Annotated in this window: 12 protein-coding genes; 7 read left to right on the forward strand and 5 right to left on the reverse strand. The window is 64.8% G+C overall.

The genetic code is table 11. The features are described from left to right. Positions 1-54: 54 nt before the first annotated feature. Positions 55-693 (forward strand): HD domain-containing protein, encoded by a 639-nt coding sequence (locus ACZZ0O_RS12180; protein WP_463590873.1) that lies wholly within the window; start codon positions 55-57, stop codon positions 691-693. A 633-nt stretch (positions 694-1,326) separates the two neighbouring features. Beyond that, entirely contained in the window at positions 1,327-3,861 is a 2,535-nt protein-coding gene (locus ACZZ0O_RS12185) for an excinuclease ABC subunit UvrA (RefSeq protein WP_463590874.1), read from the forward strand. A gap of 224 nt (positions 3,862-4,085) precedes the next feature. Here ACZZ0O_RS12185 and ACZZ0O_RS12190 read toward each other — a convergent pair whose 3' ends face one another. Then, complete coding sequence (locus ACZZ0O_RS12190) at positions 4,086-4,730, reverse strand: fibronectin type III-like domain-contianing protein (RefSeq protein ID WP_463590875.1); 645 nt, start codon at positions 4,728-4,730, stop codon at positions 4,086-4,088. Between the two features lie 532 nt (positions 4,731-5,262). After that, positions 5,263-6,336: an NAD(P)-dependent alcohol dehydrogenase gene (locus tag ACZZ0O_RS12195; RefSeq protein ID WP_463590876.1), complete on the reverse strand. Its 1,074-nt coding sequence runs from the start codon at positions 6,334-6,336 to the stop codon at positions 5,263-5,265. A gap of 132 nt (positions 6,337-6,468) precedes the next feature. Between ACZZ0O_RS12195 and ACZZ0O_RS12200 the strand changes: the two genes are divergently transcribed. Next, the gene (locus ACZZ0O_RS12200) at positions 6,469-7,044 is read left to right on the forward strand and encodes a TetR/AcrR family transcriptional regulator (RefSeq protein WP_463590877.1); all 576 of its coding nucleotides are present in this window, start codon (positions 6,469-6,471) and stop codon (positions 7,042-7,044) included. Between the two features lie 303 nt (positions 7,045-7,347). Here ACZZ0O_RS12200 and ACZZ0O_RS12205 read toward each other — a convergent pair whose 3' ends face one another. The 3 genes from ACZZ0O_RS12205 to ACZZ0O_RS12215 are packed head-to-tail and all read right to left on the reverse strand — an operon-like array spanning position 7,348 to position 11,278. Further along, entirely contained in the window at positions 7,348-9,645 is a 2,298-nt protein-coding gene (locus ACZZ0O_RS12205) for a xanthine dehydrogenase family protein molybdopterin-binding subunit (protein WP_463590878.1), read from the reverse strand. After that, positions 9,642-10,730: an FAD binding domain-containing protein gene (locus ACZZ0O_RS12210; RefSeq protein WP_463590879.1), complete on the reverse strand. Its 1,089-nt coding sequence runs from the start codon at positions 10,728-10,730 to the stop codon at positions 9,642-9,644. The genes ACZZ0O_RS12205 and ACZZ0O_RS12210 overlap by 4 nt, the downstream gene beginning before the upstream one ends. Further along, positions 10,703-11,278 (reverse strand): (2Fe-2S)-binding protein, encoded by a 576-nt coding sequence (locus ACZZ0O_RS12215; protein ID WP_311240569.1) that lies wholly within the window; start codon positions 11,276-11,278, stop codon positions 10,703-10,705. The genes ACZZ0O_RS12210 and ACZZ0O_RS12215 overlap by 28 nt, the downstream gene beginning before the upstream one ends. Before the next feature lie 280 nt (positions 11,279-11,558). Between ACZZ0O_RS12215 and ACZZ0O_RS12220 the strand changes: the two genes are divergently transcribed. The 4 genes from ACZZ0O_RS12220 (at position 11,559) to ACZZ0O_RS12235 (ending at position 18,015) form a co-directional block, all read left to right on the forward strand. Then, on the forward strand, positions 11,559-12,083 hold the full coding sequence (locus tag ACZZ0O_RS12220; RefSeq protein WP_463590880.1) for an RNA polymerase sigma factor: 525 nt from the start codon (positions 11,559-11,561) through the stop codon (positions 12,081-12,083). Further along, positions 12,080-13,183 carry a FecR family protein gene (locus ACZZ0O_RS12225; RefSeq protein ID WP_463590881.1) on the forward strand — a complete coding sequence of 368 codons (1,104 nt, stop codon included), beginning with the start codon at positions 12,080-12,082 and terminating at the stop codon, positions 13,181-13,183. The genes ACZZ0O_RS12220 and ACZZ0O_RS12225 overlap by 4 nt, the downstream gene beginning before the upstream one ends. Before the next feature lie 330 nt (positions 13,184-13,513). Beyond that, positions 13,514-16,414, forward strand: coding sequence for a TonB-dependent receptor (locus tag ACZZ0O_RS12230; protein ID WP_463590882.1), 2,901 nt, complete (start codon positions 13,514-13,516; stop codon positions 16,412-16,414). 275 nt (positions 16,415-16,689) lie between these two features. Beyond that, on the forward strand, positions 16,690-18,015 hold the full coding sequence (locus ACZZ0O_RS12235; protein WP_463590883.1) for a histidine-type phosphatase: 1,326 nt from the start codon (positions 16,690-16,692) through the stop codon (positions 18,013-18,015). The last annotated feature ends 89 nt before the right edge of the window (positions 18,016-18,104 follow it).

Below are 18,104 nucleotides of genomic sequence, written 5' to 3' on the forward strand. Positions count from 1 at the left end.
CCTGCGCGTGGTCGGGCTCGGCGATAATGTGCCATCGCTCGCATCGGACGCCCAATGACCGCTCTCACCGAACGTTACGCCCAGGCCGTGGATTACGCGCGCATCGCCCATGCCGGACAGGTGCGCAAGGGAACGCAGATTCCATATCTGAGCCATTTACTCGGCGTGTCTACGCTGGTGCTGGAATGCGGTGGCGATGAAGAGCAGGCCATTGCCGGTTTGCTGCACGATGTGGTGGAAGACTGCGGCGGCGGGCACGAGGCCTCGATCCGCGCGCAGTTCGGCGACACCGTCGCCGACATCGTGATGGCGTGCACCGATGCCACTGCCGAAGACAAGGCGGAGGTGGACAACACCGAGCGTGCGCGCAAACGCGATTGGCGCGAGCGCAAGCAGGCCTACCTGGAGCACCTGCGCAAGACACCCGAGCGTGCGCTGCTGGTGTCCGGCTGCGACAAGCTCTATAACGCGCGCACCATTGTGCAGGACCTGGAAAACCCGGCGGTGGGCCAGGACATTTTCAACGTGTTCACTGCCGGGCGCGAAGGCACGTTGTGGTACTACGGTGAACTGGAAGCCATCTTTCGCACCCGCAATGCCGCCACCGCGCGGCTGTTTAGTGGCGTTGTCATGCGCATGCAGGCGTTGGCCGATACCGGCGAGCAGCCGGTGCCGGCGCATGAGCTGGGATGAGCGCGTTGTAGAGCAGCCGGCAACACGACTGCGCTCACCGCGAGGTGCGCGCGGCCGGGGTGCGGTTCCCATCGATAAACGGCCAGATTGCCAGGTGCGATTTACGGTGTGGATGCGTCGATTGCAGAGCGGCTGAGTTGCGGTCTGGCTGCAGGGCCCTTGCCCGCCCACCATCGCGGGACACGCTGCAAGTACGTCCTTGTAAGCTCTTACGCGGCATCCATGCCGCGTAAGGTCCCGCGACGGTGGGCGGGCGAGGACCAGTCGAGACGGTCGTTGTGCAGGGTTGCAAGCAATGCATGGCGTGCTTCTGACTCGCTCGCTCACTTGCAGTTCTGCGACCCTCATCAGCAAATCGCAATTCACAAGACCACCAGCTTTTTACTCAACTACCGACCAACGTCCTGGTGCGGTGCCCTCGCCGCTTGCGGGACCGTGTGGCGGCATGGATGCCGCCACCGAGCCTCCAAGGACGGATTCACGGCGTGTCCCGTGAGCGGTGAGGGCACCGCGCCTTCGACCGACCAGGCTTTTGGTCCAAACATTCGACTGCATCTAAACGATGCTACGACGACATCGGCTGCATGCATGCCGCGCTAGGCTATGACGCTGTCGAATGTCGGTTCGCTAGTCATGTCTAACGCAACGTCGTCTTCCTCCGGCCTGGTGCGCGTGCGCGGTGCGCGCGAGCACAACCTCAAGAATGTAGACGTGGACATCCCACGCGATGCGCTGGTGGTGTTCACCGGTGTCTCTGGTTCGGGCAAGTCGTCGCTGGCGTTCGGCACTATTTTTGCCGAGGCGCAGCGTCGCTATCTGGATTCGATTTCGCCGTATGCGCGTCGCCTGATCGACCAGGTGGGCGTGCCGGAAGTGGATGCCATCGATGGGCTGCCGCCAGCAGTGGCCCTGCAGCAGGCACGCGGCGCGCCAAGTGCGCGCTCGTCGGTGGGCAGCGTCACTACCATCTCCAACTCGCTGCGCATGCTGTACTCGCGTGCGGGCAGTTATCCGCCAGGGCAGGAGATCATCTACGCGGACGGGTTTTCGCCCAATACGCCGGCCGGCGCCTGTCCCACCTGTCACGGCCTGGGGCGCATTTACGACGCCACCGAAGCCACCATGGTGCTCGACCGCAGCCTGAGCATCCGCGAGCGCGCGGTGGCCGCCTGGCCGGGCGCCTGGCATGGGCAGAACCAGCGCGACATCCTCACCACGCTGGGCCACAATGTAGATGTGCCGTGGCACACGCTGCCGAAGAAAACCCGCGACTGGATTCTGTACACCGATGAGCAACCGGTGGTGCCGGTGTATGCCGGTTACACCCTGGACGAGGTCAAGCGCGCACTCAAACGCAAGGAAGAGCCCAGCTACATGGGCACATTTACCAGTGCGCGGCGCTATGTGTTGCACACCTTTGCCAGCACGCAGAGCGCGCAGATGAAAAAGCGCGTGGCGCAGTATCTGGTCAGTACGCTGTGCCCGCAATGCGATGGCAAGCGGCTGCGGCGCGAGGCGTTGTCGGTGACCTTTGCAGGGCTGGATATCGGCGAGTTGTCGCGCAGGCCGCTGGATGAGGTGGCCGAGCTGTTGCGCCCGGCCGCCGATGCCGATGTGCGCACGCAGGCAAAGAAGAAGGGCGTCGCGCAGCACCCGGAACAGGTGATCGCCGCGCAACGCATTGCCGAGGATTTGCGCGCGCGGATCGCCGTGGTGCAGGCGCTGGGCCTGGGTTATCTCAGCCTGGAGCGCAGCACGCCCACGCTGTCGCCGGGCGAGCTGCAACGCCTGCGGCTTGCCACGCAGATCCGCTCGCAGTTGTTCGGCGTGGTGTATGTGATGGACGAGCCATCGGCGGGCTTGCACCCGGCCGATGCGCAGGCGCTGCTGGGCGCGCTGGACCAGTTGAAGGCCGCGGGTAACTCGGTGTTCGTGGTCGAGCACGAGGTGGATGTGATCCGCCATGCCGACTGGATCGTGGACGTGGGCCCTGCGGCCGGCGTCCATGGCGGGCAGGTGCTTTACAGCGGGCCGCCAGCGGGTCTGGACGCGGTGGCGGCATCGTCCACGCGGCGTTATCTGTTCGGCACGCCACCGGCGGTGCTAAGTCATGCGCGCGCCGCGACCGGCTGGCTGCAGCTGCGCGGCATCACCCGCAACAACGTACGCGCGCTGGATGTGGATCTGCCGTTGGGCGTGTTTACCACGGTGACCGGTGTGTCCGGCTCGGGCAAATCGTCGCTGGTGAGCCAGGCGCTGGTGGAATTGCTGGCCGCGCATCTTGGTCATGCAGCGTCTGAAGAGGACGACGCGCTGGACCCCTTGGAGCGCGGCACGCAGGTGCCGTTGGGTGGTGCGATCGTCGGCGGGCTCGATCGCGTGCGCCGGCTGGTGCGCGTGGATCAGAAACCGATCGGTCGCACGCCGCGGTCCAACCTGGCCACCTACACCGGCTTGTTCGATCCGGTGCGCAAGTTGTTTGCGGCCACGCCCACTGCGCGCCGCCGTCGCTACGACCCCGGGCAATTCTCCTTCAACGTCGCCAAGGGCCGCTGCGCCACGTGCGAAGGCGAAGGCTCGGTGTCGGTGGAACTGCTGTTCATGCCCAGCGTTTACGCACCGTGCCCCACCTGCCATGGCGCGCGCTACAACGCCAAGACGCTGGAGATCGAACTGCGCGGGCACACCATCGCGCAGGTGTTGGCGATGACGGTGGATCAGGCGGCGGCATTTTTTGCCGACGACGCCAGCGTGTTGCGGCCGTTGCAAGTGTTGCGCGAAGTGGGGCTGGGGTATCTGCGTCTGGGCCAGCCGGCCACCGAGTTGTCCGGTGGCGAAGCGCAGCGCATCAAGCTGGCTACCGAACTGCAGCGCGCCCAGCGGCGCGACACCGTGTACGTGCTGGACGAGCCCACCACCGGGCTGCATCCGTCCGACGTGGATACTTTGATGACCCAGCTGCAAGGACTGGTGGATGCCGGCAATACGGTGATCGTGGTCGAGCACGACATGCGCGTGGCCGCCAGCAGCGATTGGGTGCTGGACATGGGGCCGGGCGCAGGCGGTGCCGGCGGCAACGTGGTGGTTGCAGGCACGCCGGATGCGGTTGCGCGGCACCGTGCCAGCCGCACCGCGCCGTTCCTGGCACAGGTGCTGGCCGGAGCGTAAAGCGCAGCGACATCCGGTGCGCCGCGGTTGTCCAGCACTCGCAATATCAGCCGGCGCAGCGGCGGTCTCCGCAGCGGCGCGCTTGGAGCAACCGTCGAAGCGACTGCGCCGGCAGCGAACGCGCGCTGCCTGTGCTCGACGGTGCCATGCACCTCGGCTGCCCCGCGGCGCCTGTGCGCCATCCATGCTCGATTGGCAGCGGCCCGCTGCGCTTTGTTGGTGACTCAGCCCAATAACTTGAATTGCGCATGTACGCCATCGGTTTCGGCAGATGGCGCAAGCCATACATCGAACAGGCCTGGCTCCACGATCGGGGTCATTGCCTGCCCGACAGACACCAGATGCGCACGACGCAGCTCGAACTGCACGCTGACGTTGCCGCCGGCAGGCACCCTGATCCTGCGGAAGTCCTTGAGCTCGCGCACTGGGCGGGCAACGCTGGCAGTGCGGTCGCGCAGATAGAGCTGCACCACTTCGTCGGCGTCGCGGCTGCCATGGTTGCTGATGCGTGCGGTGATTTGCAGGCTGCCGGTAGCCGTCATCTGCGGCGCACTTAGCTGAAGATCGGTGTAGGCGATGCGCCCGTAGGTCAGCCCGTGGCCAAACGGGAACAGCGCCGTGTTGGGCACGTCGCGGTCATGCGTGGTGTACCGCTGCAAGCCGTGCAGATCCAGGTTGGGGCGGCCGCTGGGCGGGTGCGCATAGGTGTAGGGCGCCTGCACACCGAACACGATATCGGCAATTGCATTACCGGCTTCCGAGCCCAAAAACCAGGTGACCAGGATCGCCGCGCTTTGCAGCGCCGGGCCTTGCAGCGCGAGCGCAGGGCCGGTGCTCAGCAGCAGCACGACCGGCGTGCCGGTGGCCATCACTGCGGCCAGTCAGCGCAGCCTCTTGTAGCTGCCGATGCCAGTGCACGTTGGCGCCGTTGAACACGCCGGTTAGCTGCCCGGCCCGCGCCGCGGCCAACTGGTTGCGCCCGGCGCCGTCCTTGCTCGCCGGGTTGGCGTTAATCGCCTTGTCGACCTGTTCTGCAGAACTGAAAAGACTGAGCTGGCCGGCCTTTTCTTCCACGCTCATGCGCGCGATCAACGCCTCGATAAAGGCCGGCCCACGCGATGGCCCCGGTGGCAGCGCCCAGCCGCTGGGAATGCGCGAAAGCACCGCGAGCGTGGCCGCACCACGGAGCAACTCACGACGTGTAGTGCGCGCAGGCATGCGGGAACCTTGCTGGGCGGAAGATGCGCTCACGCTACCTCAGCGTGATGCTCTGCGGCCGGTGGGGTTCGCATCGCATGTTGGGCTTGGGGAAGGCGGGTTTGCGCATCGGGCGTACGTTGCAACGCAGCGATGCAATGCCGGCAAGCGCACCGGCCGCGCCGGCATTGCGCGGCTGTCCGCTTACAAGGCCGATGCTTGCAGATCGATCACAAAGCGGTAGTGCACGTCGTTGTTGTGGACGCGCTCGAATGCAGCGTTGATGTCCTGCAGCTTGATCAATTCGATATCGGCCACGATGCCGTGCTGCTGGCAGAACGCGAGCATGCTGTGGGTGTCGGCGGTACCGCCGGTGCCGGAGCTGGTGACCTTGCGGCGGCCCATGGCCAGCAACACCGGGCGGAAATCCAGTTGGTCGGGCAGGCCCAGCGTGCACAGCGTGCCGTCGAGATTGAGCGCCTTCAGCATGTCGTTCATGGGATAGCTGCGCGAGACGGTGTCGAGGATGAAATCGAAGCGGTAGGCCTGCGCCTGCATCTGCGCGGCATCGGTGGAGACCACCACCTCGTGCGCGCCCAGGCGGTGCGCTTCGGCGGCTTTCTTGGGCGAGGTGGTGAAGGCGACGACGTGCGCGCCCATGGCACGGGCGAACTTGATGCCGAGATGGCCAAGCCCGCCGATGCCAACCACGCCGACGGTGTGGCCGGGGCCGATGCCGTAGCGGTGTAGCGGCGCAAAGCAGGTGATGCCGGCGCACAGCAATGGCGCGGCCGCCGCCGGGTCCAGGCCGTCGGGCAATGGGTAGACGAAGCGGGCGTCGGACACGTAGTACTCCGAATAGCCGCCGCGCGTGCGGCTGCCGTCCACGCGATCCACGCCATCGAAGGTCAGGGTGGGGAAGGCATGGCAATACACTTCGTCATGCGCCTGACACGGCGCGCAGTGCCGGCAGGAGTCGACGATGGTGCCGATCATCACGCGCTGGCCCAACGTAAAGCCTTCGACCTCCGCGCCCAGCTCGATCACTTCGCCAACGATTTCATGGCCCGGCACCAGCGGGTATTCGCTGGCCCACTTGTTCACCGAGTGCAGGTCCGAATGGCAGACGCCGCAGAACAGCACCTTGATTGAGACATCGGTGGCGCGTACTGCGCGGCGTTCGAACTGCCACGGCACCATGGCGCCTTCTTTCTCGAGCGCTGCATAGGCGCGGGTAGTGCGGCTTGCGCCGCTGGTGTGCGGATTGGCAGAGGTCATGGCGGTCGCTGTGCTTTACAATTGGCGGAACGTGTAAGATTTACGTATTTACAAATAATGTCAAGTGTAAAGTCAACGAAGAGGGCGGCTATCCCCGCCACAGCGCCTGCCGAAAGCAAGGAGGCGCGTGTCATGGAGACCGCGCTGCAGCTGTTTTTACGGCATGGCTACCGCAAGGTGAGCATGAGCGACATCGCCCAGGCTGCGCAGATGTCGCGGCCGTCGCTGTATGCCGCGTTCCCCAACAAGGAGGCGATCTTTGCCGCGCAGGTCGTGCGTCAGCGCGACATTTGCGCGGCCGCAACGGCGCAGCGCGTACGCGATACGCAGGACCTGCAGACCCAGTTACGGCAGTTGTTCGATATCTGGGTGCTGGAGCCGGTGGCTGCGGTGATCGATTCCGAAAACGGGCTGGATCTGGTTGCCAACTGCGGTGTGTATGCGCCCGATGCGCTGGATGCGCTGTACCAGCAGATGGAAGACACGCTGGTGCAGCTGCTGCGCCCGCATGTGCGCGACAACAGCGCGATGTCGGCAGCCGATCTTGCCTACATCCTGCGGCTTGCCACCACCAGCCTCAAAGCATCGGCGGATAACGAAGCGGTGTTGCGCCGCTTGATCGCCGGTCTGATCACCATGGCCTTGTCCACGGTGCAGGCGGGCAGTGCGCAGACGCCGGGCAAGAAGAAGGCCGTGCGCGGACGGTGATGCTGGTGGCGTGCAGGTGAGAGGGTTGGCGCGGCGTGTTGATCTGGAGTGGTCATCGCGTTTTGACGTCAGTCGTCAGGCGGTACTGTGTCGTGTGCTCAACGGCGATCGATGTGTGATGGAGCGTGCCGGATGTCGGCGAGCTATGCGGTGTGCATCTGTTTGAGTGATTGAGCCTGGTTAGCTTGTGCTTGCAAGGCGCGTTCGCAATCACGCAGCGGGCCCGACATCGTGCAATGTCGAGCCCGTGGGGAGACGCCATCAGCCCTGACTGCGAGATCCTGAGATCCCGCAGCATGTCGCTCAGTCTGCCATCACCTTGTCCGGCGTCATTGGCGTGCTGCGGATGCGTTTGCCGGTGGCGTGGAAGATGGCATTGCAGATGGCTGCCGACACACCCACCTGACCGATCTCGCCGACGCCTTTCGCCCCCAGGCTGCTGACCACGCGGTCGTCTTCGTCGGCAAAGATCACCTCGATGTCGTGGATGTCGGCATTGGCGGAGACGTGATACTGCGCCAGATCGTGATTCATGAAGCGGCCGAAGCGGTGATCTGCCTGGGTATGTTCGTGCAAGGCCTGGCCGATGCCCCACACCACACCGCCGATGATCTGGCTGCGCGCGGTGGTCGGGTTGAGAATGCGCCCCGCAGCAATCGCGCTGACCACGCGCGTCACCCGCACGCTGCCCAGCTCCTCGTCCACGCGCACTTCCACAAACACCGCAGCATGCGTGGCACGGGTGTATTTGCGCTGTTTGAGCACGTTGGGCAGCAGCAGGAACTTGTCTTCGATCTGCTCCAGTTCGGCGGCACGCAATAAGGCCGGCAACGCAATCGCGCTGCTGGCATCGGCACGCAATGCAATCGTGCCATCGGCAAACACCACATCGTCTAGCTTGACCCGCGCAAAGCGCGAGTTGGGCAATGCCTGGGCCAGGCGCAGCAGGCGCGTGCGCAACTTGCCGCATACACCGTCCACCGCCGAGCCGATCGTGGTGACATGCGAGGAGCCGCCTTCAATCGGTGCGACAGGCAACGTCGAGTCGCCAAGCTGGAAGGTCACCTGTTCCAGCGGAAGGCCCAGCGCTTCGGCAGCGATCATCGCCATCACCGTGTAGGTGCCGGTGCCGATATCGCTGGCGGCACTGCTCACCACCAGTCGGCCATCGGCGTGCAGCACGGCATGGGCGCGCGCAAACATCTGCATCGCATCCCATTGCCCGGTGGCCATGCCCCAGCCGACCCACTCGCGGCCTTCCTTGCGTGCGCGCGGCAGCGGCGGACGCTGTGCCCAGCCAAAGCGCTCGGCACCTTGCTGGTAGCATTCGCGCAACGCCTTGCTGGAAAACGGCTTGTCATCGGCGGGATTGACCTCGGCGTAATTCTTCAGCCGCAGCGCCAGCGGATCGATGCCGACCTCGTAGGCCAGCTCGTCCATCGCCACTTCCAGCGCATGCATGCCATGGGTGGCACCGGGCGCGCGCATGTCCATCGGGCTGTACTGATCCAGGCTGACCAGGTTGTAGCCAAGATGCACGTTGTCGCAGGCGTAGAGCTGTCCGCTCCAGTTGACCACCACCTCGACGTAATCTTCGATGCGCGAGGTCTCGGCGATGGCCTCGTGCCAGATGGCACGCAAGCTGCCATCGCGGTCGGCACCGAGCTTGAGCCGCTGCACGGTTTCCGGGCGATGGCCGAAGGTAAACATCTGTTGCCGCGTCATCACTACACGCACCGAGCGATCCAGCTTGATCGAGGCCATCACCGCCAGCGCCAGCTGGTATTGCGGCCGCAGGCCGGAGCCGAACGCGCCTCCCACATACGGGTTGCGCACCGTGACCTTGCGCTTGCTCAGGCCGAACACATGCGACACATACCAACGGCTGTTCTGCGAGCCCTGGGTCTTGTCGTAGATGGTGAAGTGGCCGTCTTCCTCGCGGATCACGGTGGAGGCGAACAACTCCATCGGGTTGTGGTGCTCCACGCCGCTGTAGTAATCGGCCTGCACCTGACAGGCGGCATTGACGAAGGCGGTGTCCGGTTCGCCCCTGTCCTTGGGCGGTGGCGAAAATCCTGCCTTCAATGCCTTGGGTTTGTGCGCACGCTCCAGATTGGTCATCAAGTTGGTTTCGTGCGGCTCCTGGGCGTACTCCACCTGCACCAGATGCGCCGCATGGCGCGCCGCCTCGAACGTGTCTGCCACCACCAGCGCCACCGGCTGCCCGCTGTAGCGCACGGTGTTGTCGTACAGGGGGCGAAACGGCGAACCGGCCGGCGCGGTCATGTCCTTGTAGAACAGATCCATGCCACGCATGTGCGGGCGATTGTCGTAGGTGACGATCTCCAGCACACCCGGCACTGCGCGTGCGGCAGCCAGATCGAAGCCGACAATCGTGCCCTTGGCGATCGTGCTGCTGACCACCACGCCATAGGCCAGATCCGGCACCGGCCATTCGGCGGCATAGCGCGCCTGGCCGGTGACTTTTGCACGCCCATCGATGCGCGGTACACCCGTGCCGGTGGGGCGGAAGCCGGTGCCTTGATCGGCGACCGGCGGCGTCAATTCGCTGTTGGACAGATCAGTGCTGCGTGTGTTCATGGCGCTTGCTCCAGCGCACTGGTGCGCCCGCGGTTGTCGGTGGTGCCCTCGCGTGCGACCTCGAGTGCGCGCACGATGGCGCGGCGCGCCATTGGCAGCTTGAAGGCGTTTTCGCCCTGCGCTTGTGCACCTTGCAGCAAGACATCGGCCAGAGCTGCGAAGGTATCTGCGGTTGCTGGCAATCCCACCAGGTGCGCTTCTGCATCGGGATTACGCCACGGCTTATGTGCCACCCCGCCTAGTGCGACACGCACCTCGCCAATGCTGCCGTCGTCGTTCAAATCCAGCGCAGCAGCTACCGACACCAATGCAAATGCATACGACAGGCGCTCGCGGATTTTCAGATAGGCGCTATGCGCGACAAAGCGCTGCGCGTCGGGCAGATCGATATGCACGATCAACTCGTCCGGCGCCAGCGTGCTGTCCAGTTCCGGATGATCGCCAGGCAACCGATGAAAATCGGCAAAGGCAATGTCGCGTTCACCTTGCGGGCCTTGCACATGGACGACTGCATTCAGCGCGGCCAATGCCACGCACATATCCGACGGATGCGTGGCGATGCAGTGCGCGCTGGTGCCGAGAATCGCGTTGTACTTGGTCAGCCCGCCAATGGCCGAACACCCGCTGCCCGGTGCACGCTTGTTGCAAGGTGTGGCGTGATCGTAGAAATACAGGCAGCGCGTACGTTGCAACAGGTTGCCGCCGTTGCTGGCCATGTTGCGGATCTGCGGCGACGCGCCCGCCAGAATTGCCGCGCTCAGCAACGGGTAACGCGTCTCGACTTCTGGGTGATAGGCAGTGTCGGCATTGCGTGCGAGTGCGCCCAGGCGCAGGCCGCCCTCCGGCAGCGTGGTAATGCTGTCCAGCGGCAAGCGATTGATGTCGACCAGGCTGCTGGGGCGCATCAGCTGCAGCTTCATCAAATCGGTGAGGTTGGTGCCGCCGGCGATCAGGCGCACGGGCGCATCCGACGGCACCGGCTGCGGGTCGTTGCCGCGCGATGCAATAGCAGCGAGTGCGGCATCCACGCTGTCTGGGCGCGCGTAGCTGAGCGGGATCATGCCGGCACCGTCCCGGGCGTCCACGGCGTGGCAGCGCTGTCGCTGCTGTCGCTGGGCTTGCCCATCACTTCCATCACCGCATCGGTGATCTGCGGATACGCACCGCACCGGCACAGATTGCCGCTCATCAGCTCGCGCACCTGATCGCGGTCGTGCGCTTTTCCTTCATTGAGCAGGCCAACCGCAGAACACAATTGCCCCGGCGTGCAATACCCGCACTGAAACGCATCGTGCGCGATGAAGGCGCGCTGCAGCGGATGCAGCTGGTCGCCATCGGCCAGACCCTCGACGGTGGTGATGTCGGCACCGTCCTGCATCACCGCTAACGTCAGGCAGCTGTTGATGCGACGGCCGTCGACCAGCACCGTGCATGCACCGCATTGGCCGTGATCGCAGCCCTTTTTGGTGCCGGTGAGATCAAGCCGGTCGCGCAGCAGATCGAGCAGGCTGATCCAGGCTTCCAGTTGCAATTGATAGGGCTGGCCATTGATGCGCAGGTTGACCGGGTAAGTCGGCGCAGCGGTGGCGATTGCCGGCGCCGTGTGATCGGCAGTGGCGGGCGTGGCATTCATGCGAACCCCGTGGCGATGGCTGGGAGGAGGGGCTCACCTTGACCCGCGTAGGGTCAAGGTGCGGTGTAGGGACGGTGTAGATGTAGCGATGCTCGGTCGCGCTTGCGCACGCCAATCGCAATGCTGTGGCGTTCGCTCAGCTGCATTGCGATGGCATGCAATGGGCAATCGGTTGCGTAGCGCAGTGGCCCGCTTTGCAGGTGCGTTGCGCGTTGTGCGTCATCGTGGTGTCACCTGAATTGGCCAGGCTAGCCCACCCAGCGCAAGGGGAGCGCGCACGATGAAAGCCAACGCCAGCCGCGCGTGGACCCAGGTGTTCACGCAGCACGGATCTGTGCTTCGCGGTTTTTTTGTGCGCCGCGGTGCCAAGGAGGACGCCGAGGACCTGGTGCAGGAAACCTATCTACGCCTGTTGCGCGCGCAGCAGGATCAGGGCGAGGCCATCGCCAATCCGGAAGCCTATCTGTACACGGTGGCGCTGAATCTTGCGCGCGAGCAGGCGGTGCGCCGCAAGCAGGCGCCGTTGCAGATTGAAGAAATGGAACAGTTTTCGCAATTGCTGGCCGCAGGCGAGGATGTGGAAGACGCCGCGCACCGTCAGCAGCGCCAGCAACGGTTGCAGGCCTTGCTGGCCACCTTGCCCGAGCGCACCTGCGCGGTGCTGGTGATGCAGTACCGCGATGGGCTCAGCTACAAACAGATCGCCGAGCGCATGGGCGTGTCTGCACATATGGTCAAGAAACATGTGGTACGTGGGTTGTCGGCATGCAGGCAGGCTGTTGCCGATAGCGGGGAGAGCTGGTGAGTACGCGTCTTTGGGCCACCCGCAGGGCTGCGAGCGAGGCCGCGCACTGGCATGCACTGCAACGCATGCAGGCGCTGGATGCACAGCAGCAAGCCAGCTTCATGCAATGGCTGACCGCATCGCCGCTGCATGTGCGCGAGTACATGGCCGTGCTGCGTGTGGCCGGCGAGCTGGGCGATGCCTTGCGTGGCATGCAGCTGGATGTGGATGCCTTGCTCGATGGCGATCGCCGTACGCGTGCGGCTGCAGCCTCGCGCAATGTGATCGTGTTGCCGTTGCCGTCGCGATTACCGCAACCACAACCACCACAGCCTCGACATACGCCGCCGCCGGGCCGCACCGATGGTCAGCGCAGTGCGCGTGTCCGCGGCTGGAGCCTGGGTTTGGCTGCAGCGGTGTGCGGTGTGGCGGTCTTGACCGGCTGGGCGTGGCCGCGCACGCAGACCTATGCCACCGCGCATGGCGAGCAGCGCCGCGTGCAATTGGCCGATCGCAGCGTGGTGCATCTGAACGCGCTCAGCAGCGTGCGCGCGACCATGACACCGTGGAGTCGTCGCCTGCAACTGCTGCAGGGTCAGGCCAGCTTTGAAGTGGCCCAGGACCGCCGTCGGTTGCAGGTGTATGCGGGCCGTTTGCGTGTGGAAGATATCGGCACCACTTTCGATATTGCGTTGTATCGGCAGCAGGCGCGCATCGAAGTCACCGAGGGCCGCGTGCACGTGTGGCGCGATGACCGCAAGCAGCAGCCGATGCTGGCGAACCTGGGCGCCGGGCAGAGCGCACGGATCGACGCTGTGTCCGGCCGGATCGACGTGTCCAACGAGGATGTCGCCGCGATGCATGCGTGGTGGCAGCGGCGCATCGTGTTCCGCGATGCACCGCTGACCACCGTGGCCGAGGATTTCAATCGGCTCAATCGCACCCGCCTGCTCATCGACGATGCCGCTGCCGGCGCGTTGCGGCTCACCGGTAACCTGCGTGGCGACGATGTCGCCTCGCTGCGCACGTTTCTCGACGACCAACCCAACCTGCGCGTGGTCGCTGCACCGGGCGTGTTGCGCGTGAGCAGCCGACCAGCGCAGGGCGACGCTGCGCACTGACGACAGCGGCGGGGAATGGCACCGTCGTTGTCCAGCTGATAGCCCCGAGCCAGGCGCGCCCGGCTGGGCGGCATCGTGTGCATGCCGCGCTTTGACAGCAGCCATGTCCCTTTCAAGACTGGCTAGCGCTGCGCACACGCGCAGATGCACCCGTATCGCTCACTCAGCATCGTGCGCCTGCCTGCGCGTCGCCACCAAGTACGTGTCACAGAAAATTCATCAAAAACCGGTGCCCGATCGTCGCTGTCGTCCCTCGTAGTCCGGGTACAACGCAGCATTCCCGCCTGTGCGGGGCGCTGCGCATTGCTTCCTCCCCTACTGGATTCCACGATGCGTCGTACGTTGGTTCTTTCGATTGCTCTCGCGTTGCATGCCGGTACTGCCGGTGCCCAGACCACGCCGGTGGCCGTGTCGGTCGATGCGATTCCCGCCCAGCCGTTGGCACGTGCACTCAATGCCTTGTCGCGTCAGACCGGCCTGCAATTCGTGTATGCCGCAGGCGTTGCCGGCAACCCGCAGACCCGTGCCACCACTGCCGGCATCGCGCCGGAGCAGGCCTTGCAGCAATTGCTTGCCGGTACCGGCCTGCGCTATCGCTATCTCAATCCGACCACGGTGACCATCGAAACAGCCCAGGACGCGCCTGGCGCGCAGCCGCAGGTGTCCCCGACGTCGGCGGCAGTGGCGAACGCGCCAGTACCACGCGCAGACGCACCGGTGCAGGAGCTGGACAGCATCCAGGTACTCGGCAGTTATGCCGGCAGCCTCAGCGCCGCGTTGCGGCAGAAGCGCTACGCCGACAGCGTGGTGGATGTGATTGCGGCAGAGGACATCGGCAAGTTGCCGGCACAAAACGTGGCCGAAGCATTGCAGCGGGTGCCTGGCGTGTCGATCGTGCGTGACCGCGGCGAAGGCGTGTACGTGCGCGTGCGCGGCCTGGGCCCGAACTTTCAGGTCACCACGCTCAATGGCCAGACCATGGCGGTCAACGAAAACGTGCGCACCTCTGGCCAGACCGGGCGACAGTTTCGCTACGACACGCTGCCGGCCGAACTGGTGTCCGGGTTGGACGTGATCAAGAGCCCCACCGCGGATCTGGATGAAGGCGCCATCGGCGGCATCGTCAATGTGCGCACGTTCCGCCCATTGGAACTGGGCAAGACGCTGGCCAATGTGTCGCTGGAATCGAGCCAGGCGCAACGCACCCATGCCAACGATCCGCGCGTGTCCGGCCTGTTCAACTGGGTCAATGCCGAAGGCACCTTCGGCATGCTGATCTCTGGCGCGTATGCGCAACGCACGCTGCGCCAGGACCGCGTCAACGAGGTGAGCTGGGACTACTACCGCAGCGGTGTGCCGGGCGTGCCTGGTGCCAATTACGTGCCGACCGGTCTGCGCCCGACGCTGGAACTGGAAGAGCGCGAACGCACCGGCGTTGCGGCGTCGCTGCAATGGAAGCCCAGCGCGCAGTGGGAAACCACGCTGGATCTGCTCTACGCCAAGCAGACGGTGCATTACGACGAATACAGCATGGGTGTCGGCTTCGACAACCTGTCCAGGATGAGCAACCTGCGCGTGGAAAACGGCGGCATCACTGGCTTCGACTACCGCAATGGCCAGGTGCAGATCTCGCGCGAAACCTCCGGTATCACCGACGACAACCGCAGTGCGCGCCTGTCCAGCACCTGGAGCGGCGACCAATGGACGCTGGGCGCGGTGGCGTTCCACTCGCAGGCGCATAGCTACGATTCGGACCCGATCCGACGCACACGCCTGCGTAGCGGCACCAACCTGTCGATGCGCGTGGACATGCCGCAAGCCGACGGCGATAACGTGCCGGACTGGAGCTTCACCAACGGCTTTGATCCGACCAACCCGGCCACCGTGGCAGGACGCCGCCTGGAATGGCGGCAGATCGATGCGCGCGACAAGGAAGACGCACTGCAGTTCGATGCCAAGCGTACGCTCGACGGCAGCTTCTTCCGCGACATCAAGGTAGGCGCCAAATATCGGGAGCGCTCGCGCACCTACGACCGTGCCGACCTGCTGCTCAACAGCATCGCCGGGGTGCGCTTCCCAGCCACTAACTTCACCGCATTGCCGGTCAACGACATGCTGGCCGACGCCAACGGCAACCTGCCCCGGCAGTGGCTGGCACCGGTCGAATCCGCATTCTGGGGCAATTGGCCCACCAGCGCCGATCTGCGCAATACGCCCAACAGCGCGGATCTGCAGAATTCCTATGAGGTGCAGGAAAAGATCGCTTCGGCCTACGCGATGACCGATTTCGGCACCGATCTGGCCGGCCGCGAGCTGCGCGGCAACCTCGGTGCGCGCGTGGTGCGCACCGAGCAGGCCACCGATGGTCATGCCGACGTCAACGGCACAGCCCAGCCAGTGCATTTCGAGCGCAGCTATACCAACGTGCTGCCGTCGTTCAATGCGGCCTGGGATGTGCGCGATGACATGGTGTTGCGTACCTCCGCAGCGAAGGTGATCACGCGCCCGGACCTCACCGACCTGTCGTCCAAACTCACTTTCAATTCCAGTGGCGAAATCCTCACCGCCAGTGGCGGCAATCCCGCGCTGCAACCGTTCGAAGCATGGCAGTACGACCTGACCTTCGAGTGGTACATCGATGGGACCTCGGCGCTGACCGGCGGGCTGTTCTACAAGGATATTTCCAGCTTCATCCAGACCCAGATGTCCAACCTGGTCTACGAAGGCCAGACCTATCTGCTGTCGTCCAAGACCAACGGCAGCAAGGCGATGGTGCAGGGCGCGGAAGTGGCGTATCAGCAGGTGTTTACCGGCTTGCCGTCGCCGCTGGATGGCCTGGGCATGCAGCTCAACTACACCTGGACCGACAGCAAGGCGACCTATCACGACGGTAGCAGCAGCTTTACCGACAGCCTGGAAGGCGTGGCCAAGAATACCTACAACGCCGTGCTGTTCTACGAGAAGGGTCCGTTGATGGCACGTGTCAGTTACAGCTGGAGCGACGAGATTCTCAATGCCGTCGGCACCGCCAATGTGGCCACGCTCAACAGCGACAAGTTCGGCAGCCTGGATGCCAACGTGGCTTACAAGGTCAACGATACGCTGTCGGTGTTTGTCAACGCGATCAACCTCACCGGTGATGTGCAGCGCCAGTTTGTCGGCGATCACCTGTTCGGTGGCTATACCGACTACGGCCGCACCTGGTCGTTGGGGCTGCGCGCGCGTTTCTGAGTGTGGTCAAGGCAGGCCGGTGAACTGGAGTTAATGGGCTAAGGAGGCTGCGCTCGATCTGGCACGGGTGCAGCGCGACATGCTGCGGCCGCCGTCTGGTGGCGCAGCCGTTCCGATCGCCGATCCAGCCTTGCCGGCAACGACTGAGGCCACAACCGGGCGTCTTCCAGCAAGGCGTCCCCTGCACCTGCAACGGCGCCCGCTGTGGCGTTGTTGCCACTGCACGCCGCGCCCTATCGCGTCATACGGGGGGCGCCACGATCGAGATCGAATGCATGTCACCACTGCCGCGTCTGTGTTTCGGATTTTTTGCTGCTGTCGTTGCTGCGCTGGTTCCACTGGGAACCGTGCACGCCGCCGCAGTGCCGGACACGCTTGAAAAAGTCGTCATCCTCAAACGCCATGGCGTGCGTGCGGCGATGTCCAGCCCGGAAGCATTGGGCCGGTATTCCGCACGTCCCTGGCCACGCTTCGGCGTGCCGGCCGGTCACCTGACCGAGAACGGTGCACGTCTGGAAGCATTGTTCGGTGTCTACTATCGCGCCCATTACGCACCGCTCGGCCTGTTCGATGGCGATGGCTGCGACAGCGTGTATTACTGGGCAAATCGCACCCAGCGCACCATCGCCTCGGCACAGGCGCTGGCACGTACGCTCACGCCGGGGTGCACGAACACGGTGCACCACGTTGCCGATGGTGCGTCCGATCCGTTGTTCGATGGCGCGCCGGCGGTGCGCCAGCCCGCTGCCGCCGACCTGATGCGCGCGGCCATCGCCGGCCGCGTCGGTGGCGATGTCGCGGGCTGGAATGCGGCCCAGCACGATGCGATCGACACCTTGCAACAACTGCTATTGCAGTGCGCGCAACGGCCTTGCCCGGCGCAGGCCGGTGCCGGCAAGCGACGCCTGGATGCAGTGCCCGCACGCATGGGCGATGCACATGACGGCATTGCCGGAGTCGAAGGCCCGGCACCGGCCGCATCGGGCATCAGCGAGAGTCTGTTGATGGGCTGGGCCGACGGCCAGGACTTTGCCGCACTGGGTTGGCAAGGCCTGGACGAAGCCAGCCTGCTGCGCGCGTTCGCACCGCATCAGGCCGAGTTCGCGTTGCGCCTGCGTGCGCCGACGGTGGCGCGTATGGCCAGTTCGCCATTGGCAGCGCGGCTGCTGGCAACCTTGCAGCAAGGCAGCGAAACCCATCGCAGCGCACACACCCATGCCGCGCACGCCACGCCGATTGGTGGGGATGCACGGCTGGTGGTGCTGTCCGGTCACGACGGCACGCTGACCTTGCTGGCCGGCATGTTCGATCTGCATTGGCAGCTGCCGGGGTATCAGCCCGACCAGACCGTGCCCGGTGGTGCGTTGGTGTTTGAGCGTTGGCGGCGTGCCGACGGGCAACGCGTGATCCGCGTGCGCTACACCGCGCAGACCCTGGCGCAACTGCGCGAACGCCGTGCGCTCACAGCGCAGGCGCCACCGCCGTCTTCGCCGGTCTTCATTCCCGGCTGCAGCAATACCACGCCGGAGTACGACTGCCCGCTCCCGACCTTGGCGACATTGATCGACGCGGCGATCGACCCGCAGTACCTGAGCGAATGACGCTACGTGCGCCGGCCAATAGCCGTCGCACGTGGTCGCATCGGCGTCGTTGACGCCGCTTTTCTGGCCGCCGTGCCAGCCGTTTTTCC

The sequence above is a fragment of the Xanthomonas sp. AC360 genome (assembly GCF_979258225.1).

Excerpts from the sequence above, each read along its gene's own strand:
- ACZZ0O_RS12195 (WP_463590876.1), bottom strand. The coding sequence starts at position 6,336 with ATGACCTCTGCCAATCCGCACACCAGCGGCGCAAGCCGCACTACCCGC.
- ACZZ0O_RS12220 (WP_463590880.1), top strand. The coding sequence starts at position 11,559 with ATGAAAGCCAACGCCAGCCGCGCGTGGACCCAGGTGTTCACGCAGCAC.
- ACZZ0O_RS12200 (WP_463590877.1), top strand. The coding sequence starts at position 6,469 with ATGGAGACCGCGCTGCAGCTGTTTTTACGGCATGGCTACCGCAAGGTG.
- ACZZ0O_RS12185 (WP_463590874.1), top strand. The coding sequence starts at position 1,327 with ATGTCTAACGCAACGTCGTCTTCCTCCGGCCTGGTGCGCGTGCGCGGT.
- ACZZ0O_RS12205 (WP_463590878.1), bottom strand. The coding sequence starts at position 9,645 with ATGAACACACGCAGCACTGATCTGTCCAACAGCGAATTGACGCCGCCG.
- ACZZ0O_RS12190 (WP_463590875.1), bottom strand. The coding sequence starts at position 4,730 with ATGGCCACCGGCACGCCGGTCGTGCTGCTGCTGAGCACCGGCCCTGCG.
- ACZZ0O_RS12230 (WP_463590882.1), top strand. The coding sequence starts at position 13,514 with ATGCGTCGTACGTTGGTTCTTTCGATTGCTCTCGCGTTGCATGCCGGT.
- ACZZ0O_RS12235 (WP_463590883.1), top strand. The coding sequence starts at position 16,690 with ATGTCACCACTGCCGCGTCTGTGTTTCGGATTTTTTGCTGCTGTCGTT.
- ACZZ0O_RS12215 (WP_311240569.1), bottom strand. The coding sequence starts at position 11,278 with ATGAATGCCACGCCCGCCACTGCCGATCACACGGCGCCGGCAATCGCC.
- ACZZ0O_RS12180 (WP_463590873.1), top strand. The coding sequence starts at position 55 with ATGACCGCTCTCACCGAACGTTACGCCCAGGCCGTGGATTACGCGCGC.